Source organism: Streptomyces sp. LARHCF249 (assembly GCF_052871255.1).
The window spans coordinates 166,926-177,363 of the sequence record NZ_JBIXJQ010000014.1 but is presented as its reverse complement, the minus strand read 5'-3'; the positions used below and the strand labels follow the sequence as shown (position 1 = coordinate 177,363).

The 10,438-nt window shown below is 72.4% G+C and carries 1 protein-coding gene; it reads left to right on the top strand.

Annotation, left to right across the window (positions count from 1 at the left end; genetic code table 11):
• Positions 1–8: 8 nt before the first annotated feature.
• A complete protein-coding gene (locus tag ACIPUC_RS32315; protein WP_446593943.1) occupies positions 9–10,304 on the top strand; it encodes an amino acid adenylation domain-containing protein in 10,296 nt (3,431 codons plus the stop codon).
• The last annotated feature ends 134 nt before the right edge of the window (positions 10,305–10,438 follow it).

Below are 10,438 nucleotides of genomic sequence, written 5' to 3'. Positions count from 1 at the left end.
TCGGATCGGTGAAGTCCAACATCGGCCACACCGACGTGGCCGCGGGCCTGGCCGGACTGGTCAAGGCAGCCCTCTGCGTCTACCACGGCGAACTGGTACCCACCGTCAACTTCCAGCGCGTCAACCCCGAACTCGGACTGGACCCGGCGGTCCTGCGGATCAGCGACGACACACGGGCCTGGCCGGGCACCCGGCGCGCCGGAGTGTCCTCGTTCGGCATCGGCGGCACCAACGCCCACCTGGTGCTGGAACAGCCGCCGCAGCCGGCCGCGCAGCCCGCCCCGGCACAGCCCGCCCCGACACGGGACGCGGCGCCGGTGGTCGTCTCCGGACGCACCCCCCAGGCACTCAGGGACCAGGCCCGGCAGTGGGCCCACTGGCTCACCCAGCACCCCGACACCACCCTCACCGACCTGGCCTGGACCACCACCCGGCACCGCCGGCACTTCGAGCACCGGGCCGCCGTCCTCGCCCGTGACCTGGACGAGGTGGTGCGCGGGCTGACCGCGCTCGGGGACGGACACGGCGACGACGCGGTGTGCACCGGGGTGGCCGAGGAGCGCGGCAGGGTCGTGTTCGTCTTCGCCGGCCACGGTTCGCAGTGGCCGGGCATGGCCCAGCGCCTGCTCACCGAAAGCCCGGCCTTCGCCGAAACGGTCGCCCGCTGCGACGAGGCACTGCGCCCCTGGACCGGCTGGTCGGTCCTCGAACTGCTGGAGAACCCCGAGGCGAGCGGGCTGAGTCTGGACGACGTCGAGGTGACCCAGCCCGCGCTGTTCACGGTCGCACTCGGCCTGGCGGAGGTGTGGCGTTCCGTCGGTCTGGAACCGGAGGCCGTGGTCGGGCACAGCCAGGGCGAGGTGCCCGCCGCCGTGGTCGCCGGAGCGCTGACCCTGGAGGAGGGCGCCAAGGTGGTCGCCGTCCGCAGCCAGGCGTTCCACCGCATCGAGAGCGGCTCGGGCGGCATGGCCCTGTTGGGACTGCCGCTGACCGAGGTGGAGGAGCTGCTCGCCGAGTACGGCGGATCGCTGTCGGTGGCCGTGGTGAACACCCCGGGTTCGGTGGTGGTGGCCGGCGCGGCGGACGCGGTGGGCGACCTGCTCGCGAAGCTGGCGGACCGTGACGTGTTCTCCCGCCGGATCAAGGCGGACCGGGCCGGACACTGCGGCCTGGTCGACCCCATGCTGCCCGAGGTGGAAGCGGCGCTGAGCGGACTGCGCCCCCGCGCGACGGCGGTGCCGATGTACTCCACGGTGACCGGTGCGCCGATCGCCGGAGAGGTCCTCGACGCCCGGTACTGGTGCCGCAACCTGCGGGAGCCGGTGCGCATGGATCTGGCGCTCGACGCGCTGCGTGCCGACGGCTACGGCGTGTTCACCGAGGTCAGCCCGCATCCGCTGCTGGCCATCCCGCTGACCACCTTCACCGCCGACCGCGGCGGAGTGGTCCTGGGCAGCCTGCGCCGGGACCACGGCGGCCTCGCGCAGATCGTGCGCGGCCTCGGCGAATTGCACGTCCACGGCCATGCGGTGGACTGGACACGGGTCATCGACGGGCCCGGCCGCCTGGTCGACCTGCCCGGCTACGCCTTCCAGCGGCAGAGCTACTGGATCGACGGCGGACCCCGTACCCGGCAGGAACGGCAGGCACCCCCCGCGGACCTGGCGGCCCGGCTGGCGGCACTGCCCGAGCCGGCCCGCGCCCCCGCCGTGCTGGAGGCCGTGCAGGACGTGCTCCGCGGCGTTCTCGGACTCGGCGAACCCATGCCCGTCGACGAGCGGTTCCAGGAGCGCGGGCTGGATTCGATGATGGCCCTGCAACTGCGCAACCGGCTCAGCGAGGTGACCGGCACGCCGCTGCCGTCCACGCTCGCCTTCGAACACCCCACGCCTCAAGCGGTCGTGGATTACCTGCTGGCCAACGCCTTCTCCGAGCTGCCGCCTCCCGGCCCGACGATGGAACGTGCCGAGCGGCGCGACGTCCATCCGGCGACCGAGGGCCAGCGCCGGCTGTGGTTCCTGGAGCGGATGCATCCGGATTCCGCGCAGTACAACGCCGTTCTCCGGCTCGAGGTGGAGAGCCCACTGTGTCCGGAGACGTTCGGCCTGGCACTGCGCGCGGTGATGGAACGGCACGAGGCGCTGCGCACCGGACTGGAGCTCCGTGACGGCGAACTGGTCCAGGTGGTGCACCGGGAGTTCACCGTTCCGCTGCGGCACGAGCGGGTGGCCGGCGCCGTTGAGCTCGACCGGACGCTGCGCGCGGAGGAACGGATCCCGTTCGAGCTGGACGCCGAGACCCTGTTCCGCTGCCTGCTGGTGGACTCCGGCGAGATGTGGACCATGTGCTTCACCCTGCACCACGCCATCACCGACGGCTGGTCGCTGTCCCTGCTGCTGAACGAGCTGTACGAGACGTACCGGGCCCTCGCCGGGCAGGACACCCTCCAGCTCCCGGACGTCCGGTACCACCTCGGTGACTACGCACGATGGGAGAAGCAGTCCGTCGAGCAGGGCGCCTTCGCACGTTCGCTCGAGTACTTCGAGTCCGAGCTGGACGGTGCTCAGCGTCTGGAACTCCCCGCCCGGGACGCCGCCGAGGACGATCAGGGCGGTGCCGTGCACTTCACCGTGCCCGCGGAGCTCCGGGCCGCCCTGGACGAGCTGGCCGCGCGCAACTCCGTCACCGGGTACACCGTGTACGTCAGTGCCTTCGCGGTCCTGCTCGCCCGGTACACCGACCAGTACGACTTCAGCCTCGGCACGATCTGGTCGGCGAGGGAGCTGCCGCAGGTCGCGGAGACCTTCGGGTTCCTGGCGAACACCCTGCCGCTGCGCTGCGACCTGACCGAGGCCGTGTCCTTCGAGGACGTCCTCGCCCGCACGCACACCCGTGTGCGGGGGGTGTTCGAGCACCAGAGCGTCCCGCTGACCGAGGTCGTGCGCATCGCCGGCGGCGACCGGACCGGTGAGGAGAACCCGCTGTTCCGGGCGGTGTTCAACTACGGCGGCGCAGCCTTCCCCGCGATCGGAACGGGCGAGGCGGCCTGGCGGCTTCCCACGACGGGAAGCGTGTCCGGCAACGTCCAGGGCGCGTCGAAGTTCGAGCTGGGCCTCACGCTGACCGCCGACGGCGACGTGCTCCGCGGGGAGCTGGAATTCCAGTCACACGTGCTGGACCAGGACTCGGCCCACCGTATGGCCGCCAACTTCGAGACCCTGCTGGCATCACTGGCCGCCCGGCCCGCCCGTCCGGTCCGGGAGGCCGAACTGCTCTGCGGTGCGGAACGCCGGTGGCTCGCCGAGCACGGCGGTGACGTCGCGGCCCGGCCTGCCGAAGAGACCGCATGCCGGCGGATCCTGGACCAGGCGGCACGGACGCCCGACGCGGTGGCCGTGGTGTCGGACGGACGCGAGCTGACCTACCGGGAGGTCTCCGCGGGAGCCCGCGCGATCGCCCGGCAGCTTGCCGCAGTGGGCGTGACCCGTGGTGATCTGGTCGGTCTCTGCCTTCCCCGCACGGCCGATCTGCCGGTGGCGATGCTCGCCACCTGGATGGCCGGGGCCGCCTACGTTCCGCTGGACCCGCAGTACCCGAAAGCGCGCCTGGACCATGTGGTGTCCGACAGCGGGCTCGAGGTGGTGATCTCGAGCGGCTCCCTCGCGGACGCCCTGCCGGACGGCCTGCGGGTGCTGTCCGTCGAGGAGATCGCCGGGGCCGGGCACCACGGACAGCCGGACGGCGCTCTGCCGGTCCAGCCGGAACCGTCCGACCCCGCCTACGTCCTCTACACCTCGGGCTCGACGGGCGCCCCGAAGGGCGTGGTGGTCGAGCACGCGCAGTTCGCCGGCTTCTGCCGGGCCATGGACGACCGCGTAGGCGGTGGCGCCGACGGCACCTGGCTCGCCGTGACCAGTGTGTCCTTCGACATCTCCGGCCTCGAACTGCTGTGGACCCTGACCAGGGGCTACCGCGTGGTCATCGCCGGCGGGGAACTCGGCGGCTGGGCCGGATACCGGCAGTACGGGCCGACGCACCTGCAGTGCACGCCGTCACTGGCCCGAATGCTGCTGGCGGACGCAGAAGGCCGTGAGCTGCTCAGTGGTCTGCGGCTGCTCCTGGTCGGTGGCGAGGCGCTCGATCGCGGCCTGGCCGACCGGTTGCTGCGGACCTGTGGCGGCGAGGTGCTCAACATGTACGGGCCCACCGAGACCACGGTCTGGTCGACGACCTGGCGGGTCGAGCCCGGGCCGGTTTCGCTGGGATCGCCTGTAATCGACACCCGGCTGGCCGTTCTCGACCGGCACCAGCAGCCGGTACCGCGGGGCTGCCGCGGTGAGTTGTGGATCGGCGGGCGCGGTGTCGCGCGGGGTTACTGGAACCGGGCCGCGCTGACGGACGAGCGGTTCGTGGCGGACCCCTTCGCGGGTGCGGGGCGGATGTACCGCACCGGGGACGTGGTCCGCTACCGCGAGGACGGCTCACTGGAGTACTGCGGCCGCGTGGACAACCAGGTGAAGCTGGCCGGACACCGCATCGAGCTCGGCGAGGTCGAGTCCGTGGTCGCCGGGTGCACCGGCGTGCGGGAGGCTGCCGCGGTCGTACGTGAGGACGCCGGCTCGGCGGCCTTGTGGGTGTACTACTCCGGGGACGCCGACCAGCAGGTCCTGGCCGAGCACGCCGCGACGCGGCTCCCGGTGTCGATGCTGCCCGCGCGGTGGGTACGGCAGGAGAGTCTGCCGCTGACACCGAACCGCAAGATCGACCGGCTGGCCCTGGCCGCACTGCCCGCGCCGCAGCCGGAGCCCGCGCAGCCGGCCGCCGATGGCGACCGGGTGTGGGAGACGGTGGTCTCGGCCTGGTCGCAGGTACTGGGGCTGGCCGAAGTGGACCCGGACCGGGGGTTCTTCGAGCTGGGCGGAACGTCGATGGCAGCGCTGCGGGTCCACGAGCGGATCTGCGCCGGCCTGGACCGCGAGTTTCCGCTCGCGACGCTGTTCCGCTACTCCACGGTGCGCCAGCTCACCGCATTCCTGCGCGGCGACGCCACGCGTGCGGTGACCGCGGCCGCGACGCCCCGGCAGCGTTCCGACGGGGACGCGGTGGCGATCGTGGGCGTGGCCCTGCGCCTGCCGGGTGCGACCGACGCGGACGAGTTCTGGGCGAACCTGCGGGGCGGTGTGGAGTCGATCCGCCGCTTCACCGACCAGGAACTGCTGGACGCCGGGGTGCCCCGCAACGTACTGGAGGATCCCGGGTTCGTCCCGGCCAAGGGCTACGTGGCGGACGCCGACCTCTTCGACGCCGAGTTCTTCCGATGCTCTCCGTCCGATGCGGAGAACATGGATCCGCAGCACCGGCTCTTCCTGGAAACGGCCTGGCAGGGCCTGGAGAACGCCGGCATCCTGCCCGGCGCCGACCCCGGCCGCATCGGAGTCTTCGGCGGAGTCGGCTTCGGCTGCTATGACCAGGGTGATCCCGAGGACGCCTCGGAGGTCTTCCGTTCGGCGATCGGCAACAAGAACGACTTCCTCGCGACGCGCCTGGCGCACAAGCTGAATCTGCGGGGGCCCGCGCTGACGGTGCAGACGGCGTGTTCCACGGGGCTGGTGGCCGCGCACCTGGCCAGGCAGAGCCTGCTGCGCGGGGAATCCGACGTGGCACTCGTCGGCGCCTCCACCCTCACCTTCCCCCTGGAACAGGGCTACCAGTACCAGGAAGGCTTCGTGGCCTCGCCGGACGGACACTGCAGGCCCTTCGATGCCGATGGAGCGGGCACGGTCCTCGCCAACGGTGTGGTGGCGGTGGTGCTGCGGCGGCTGTCGGACGCGGTCGAAGCCGGAGACCGGATCTACGCCGTCATCCGCGGCAGCGCCATCAACAACGACGGCTCGGACAAGGTCGGATTCACCGCGCCCAGCGTGAACGGCCAGGCCGCCGTCATCACCGACGCCCTCGCCGACGCCGGACTCTCGCCCGCCGACATCGGCTACGTCGAAGCGCACGGCACCGCCACCGCCATGGGCGATCCCATCGAGATCCAGGCCCTGCAGGAGGTCTTCACCCCCGACCGCGACGAGCCCTGCGCGGTCGGATCGGTGAAGTCCAACATCGGCCACACCGACGTGGCCGCGGGCCTGGCCGGACTGGTCAAGGCAGCCCTCTGCGTCTACCACGGCGAACTGGTACCCACCGTCAACTTCCAGCGCGTCAACCCCGAACTCGGACTGGACCCGGCGGTCCTGCGGATCAGCGACGACACACGGGCCTGGCCGGGCACCCGGCGCGCCGGAGTGTCCTCGTTCGGCATCGGAGGCACCAACGCCCACCTGGTGCTGGAACAGCCGCCGCAGCCGGCCGCGCAGCCCGCCCCGGCACAGCCCGCCCCGGCACGGGCCGCGGCGCCGGTGGTCGTCTCCGGACGCACCCCACAGGCACTCAGGGACCAGGCCCGGCAGTGGGCCCGCTGGCTCACCGAACACCCCGACACCACCCTCACCGACCTGGCCTGGACCACCACCCGGCACCGCGAGCACTTCGCCGAGCGCGCATCGGTGGCCGGACCCGATCTGTCCTCGGTCATCGAGGGCCTGACCGCCATCGCCCGTGACCAGCCGGACGCGTCGGTCACCCTTGCCACCGCACGGCCGGGCAAGGTCGTGTTCGTCTTCCCCGGCCAGGGTTCGCAGTGGCCGGGCATGGCCCAGCGGCTGCTCACCGAAAGCCCGGCCTTCGCCGACACGGTCGCCCGCTGCGACGAGGCACTGCGCCCCTGGACCGGCTGGTCGGTCCTCGACCTGCTCCAGGATGAGGAACGGATCGACTGGGACCGCCTGGACATCGCCCAGCCGGTGCTGTTCACCATGTATCTCGGCCTGGCGGCGGCCATGCGGGATCTGGGCCTGGAACCACAGGCCGTGGTCGGACACAGCCAGGGCGAGATTCCCGCAGCCGTGGTCGCCGGCGCCCTGACCCTGGAGGAGGGCGCCAGGGTCGTGGCCGAACGCAGCAAGGCCCTCGCCGCGCTGTCCTCGGACGGTGAGATGGCGACGGTGGAACTCCCGGTCTCCGAAGTCGAGGCAGCACTGGCTCCCTACGGGAACGCCGTCTCGGTCGCCGTGGTGAACACACCGGGATCCACGGTCATCTCGGGAGACCGGACGATCGTGGAAGAGCTGCTCTACGCGTGGGACGACCAGGACGTCTGGTGCGGCAAGCTGAATGCAGCCTGCGCCTCGCACAGTTCGCACATGGACGCGCTGCTGCCGGGCCTGCGGGACCGGCTCGCCCCGCTGCGTCCCCGCCCGGCCGAGATCCCGCTGTACTCCACGGTGCTGGGCCGGCGGGCCGCGGGTGAGGAACTGGACGCCGCTTACTGGTGCCGGAACCTGCGCGAACCCGTACGGCTCGACCTCGCCCAGCAAGAGCTGCTCGCCGACGGATACACGGTGTTCGTCGAGGTCGGTCCGCATCCCGTGCTGGCCATGCCGCTGGCCGACGGCGGCGCGGACCGGGACGCGGTGGTCCTGGCGGCCATGGAACGGGACCAGGGCGGCCTGGACCGGCTCCAGCGCACACTGGGCGCCCTGCACGCGCACGGCGTGGAGATCGACTGGTCCGCGACCGTCCCCGACGGTCGCCTGGTCGGCCTGCCCGGCTACGCGTTCCAGCGGCAGCGCTACTGGAAGGAACCCGCTCGCCGCAAGACGACCGACCAGCGGTTCTGGGACGCCGTCGGTGCGGGCGAGGTGGACCGGCTCGCCGAGCTGCTCGGCGCGTCCGGGCAGCACAGGGACAGCGTCGTGGACCTGCTGCCGCTGCTGCGGCGCTGGCACGAGAGCCGCGGGGAACGCCCCGGGATCGCCGACTGGCTGTACGAGGAGGCCTGGCAGCACAGCGAGCCCGACCCGGCGCCGGCAGACGGAGTCTGGGCCGTTCTCGGGGACCCCGCGTCACCCGCCACGGAGCTGGTGACGGCCCTGCGCGAGGCAGGAGCCGGTACGCACCGGGCCGGCACGGATCCGGGCGACCTGGCCTCCCTGCCGGCGGCGCTGCAGGGTGTGATCATCCTGACGCCGCTGGACGAGGACGGCACGCGACAAGGCTTCCTGCGAACCGTGCGACTGCTGCAGGGACTCGGAGCACGCCACCCGAGGACTCCGGTATGGCTGGTCACCAGGGGTGCTGTCGGCGTGGACGAAGCCGATCCGGTCACGCGTCCCGAGCAGGCCCTGATCCACGGACTGGGCCGGGTCGCGGCACTGGAACGCCCCGAAGGCTGGGGCGGTACCGCGGACCTGCCCGAACAGCCGCACCCGGACTGGGCCGGGCAGCTCGTCCGCGCCGTTCTCGCCGGTGACGACGAGGACCAGATCGCGCTCCGCGCCGGCGGCCGGTACGTACGCAGGCTGCGTCGCACCACGCCCGCACCGCGGTCGCCGTGGACGACCAGCGGCACCGCCCTGATCACCGGTGGCACGGGAACCCTCGGCCAACGGCTCGCCCGCTGGCTGGCGGAACGCGGGACGCGACGCGTCGTGCTCGCCTCCCGCTCCGGTGAGGTCTCCGCACAGTGCCGCGAGGAACTCGAGGCGACCGGGGCGGAGGTCGTGACGGCAGCCTGCGACGTCGGTGACAGGCAGCAGGTCGCCGAACTGATCGACCGGATCGACTCCGACGGCCCGCCCCTGACGGTCGTCGCGCATCTCGCGGGGGTCGCCGGGATGACACTCCTGGCAGAGCTCGACGGTGCCCAGGCCGCCGCGGAACTCTCCGCGAAGGTGTCCGGCGCCTGGCACCTGCACGAACTGCTCGGCGACCGGCCACTGGACGCGTTCCTGCTCTACGGCAGTGGGGCCGGTCTGTGGGGTGCGGGCGGCGGGACGACCTACGCGGCCGGCAACGCCGCGCTGGACGCCCTCGCCCGGCACCGGGTGGCGGACGGCCGCACGGCCACCGTGGTGCACTGGGGCGGCTGGGCCGACGGAGGCATGGTGACGCAGGAGGTCGAGGAGCAGCTCCGGGCACGGGGTCTGCGGATGATGCCCCCGGACCAGGCACTGAGCGCACTGGACCTGGTGCTGGGAACGGATCGGGTGGCGCTGGGGGTGGCCGATATCGACTGGTCCCGCTTCACCCCCACGTTCTGCGCGGCCAGGCGGCGTCCGCTGCTGCTGGGCATCCCGGAGGCGCGCGCCGAGATGACCGGCAAGCGCCGGGAGAGCGGACTCGAAGAGCGGCTGGCGGGCATGGGACGGGACGCACAGCTCCGTACGGTGCTCGAACTGGTCCGCGTCGAGGCCGCGGCTGCTCTCGGGGTGGCGCAGATCCCCGCCGGACAGCCTCTCCAGCAGCTCGGAATGGACTCGCTGACGGCGGTCGGCCTGCGCGCCAGACTCGCCAGGCGAAGCGGCCTGCCGCTCGCCACGGACGTGCTGTTCCGGCACGGCAGTTGTGCGGGCATCGCGGAACACCTGGTCGATGAGCTCACCGGGCGGCAGCCCGTCACCGAGGCCGTGCACGACCAGCTGGTGCGGGTGCTCAAGCCGGCGCGGAACCCCAGGGCGCGGATCCTGTGCATGGCGGGAATGGGGGGCACGACCACCGCCCACGTCCCGCTCATACCGCACCTTCCCGAGGACGTGGAACTGCTCGCCATCCGGGTTCCCGGCCGTGAGGGACGCAACGGGGAGGCCCCGGTGAACGATGTGAACATCCTCGTCGACCGGGTCGTGGCGGAGATGTCCGACCGTCTCGACGTGCCGACCGTCCTGTACGGGCACAGCCAGGGCGCATGCGCAGCATGGGAGATCGCCCACCGGCTGGGCAGCAGGGTGGGGGGACCGGAACTGCACCTCGTCGTCGCCTGTGCGCTGCCGCCGTTCAGCGAGGCGCCGGAGGCGCTCAAGCGGTTCCAAGAGGTGTCGACGCTGTGGGATATGGCGGCGCCGGGGACCCTGGTCGAGGCGTTCCGGGATGTGCTGCCCGACGAGATCCTCGCCAACGAGGAGGTCTTCGCCGGCTACCTGGAGAACCTGCGGAACGATTCCTCGATGTGGAACCGGTATGCGCTCATGCTGGAGGCTGACCGCAGGGGTCCGCTGGACATCCCGATCACGGCGGTGTCGGCCACGGCCGACCCGGTGCTGCCCGAAGGCACGATGGAGGGCTGGTCCGCCCTGACCAGGGGCACGTTCGTGATCCGGAGCATCGAGGGCGCGCATTCGGCGCCGCTCGAGAACCCGGAGGCCATGGCTCGGCAGCTGGCCTCGGCCTTGGCTGCCGAGCTCACGCCCAACGCATGACCGCACGTGGCGTCCGCCGTCGCCCGACGACGGACGCCACGATGGCGGGGCGGCCGGAGCACGAAGAGCGGGGGGCCCGCCCGGGGGGGCGGGGCCCCCCCCCTCGGGCGGAGGGGGGAGGACCCGCCCGCGGC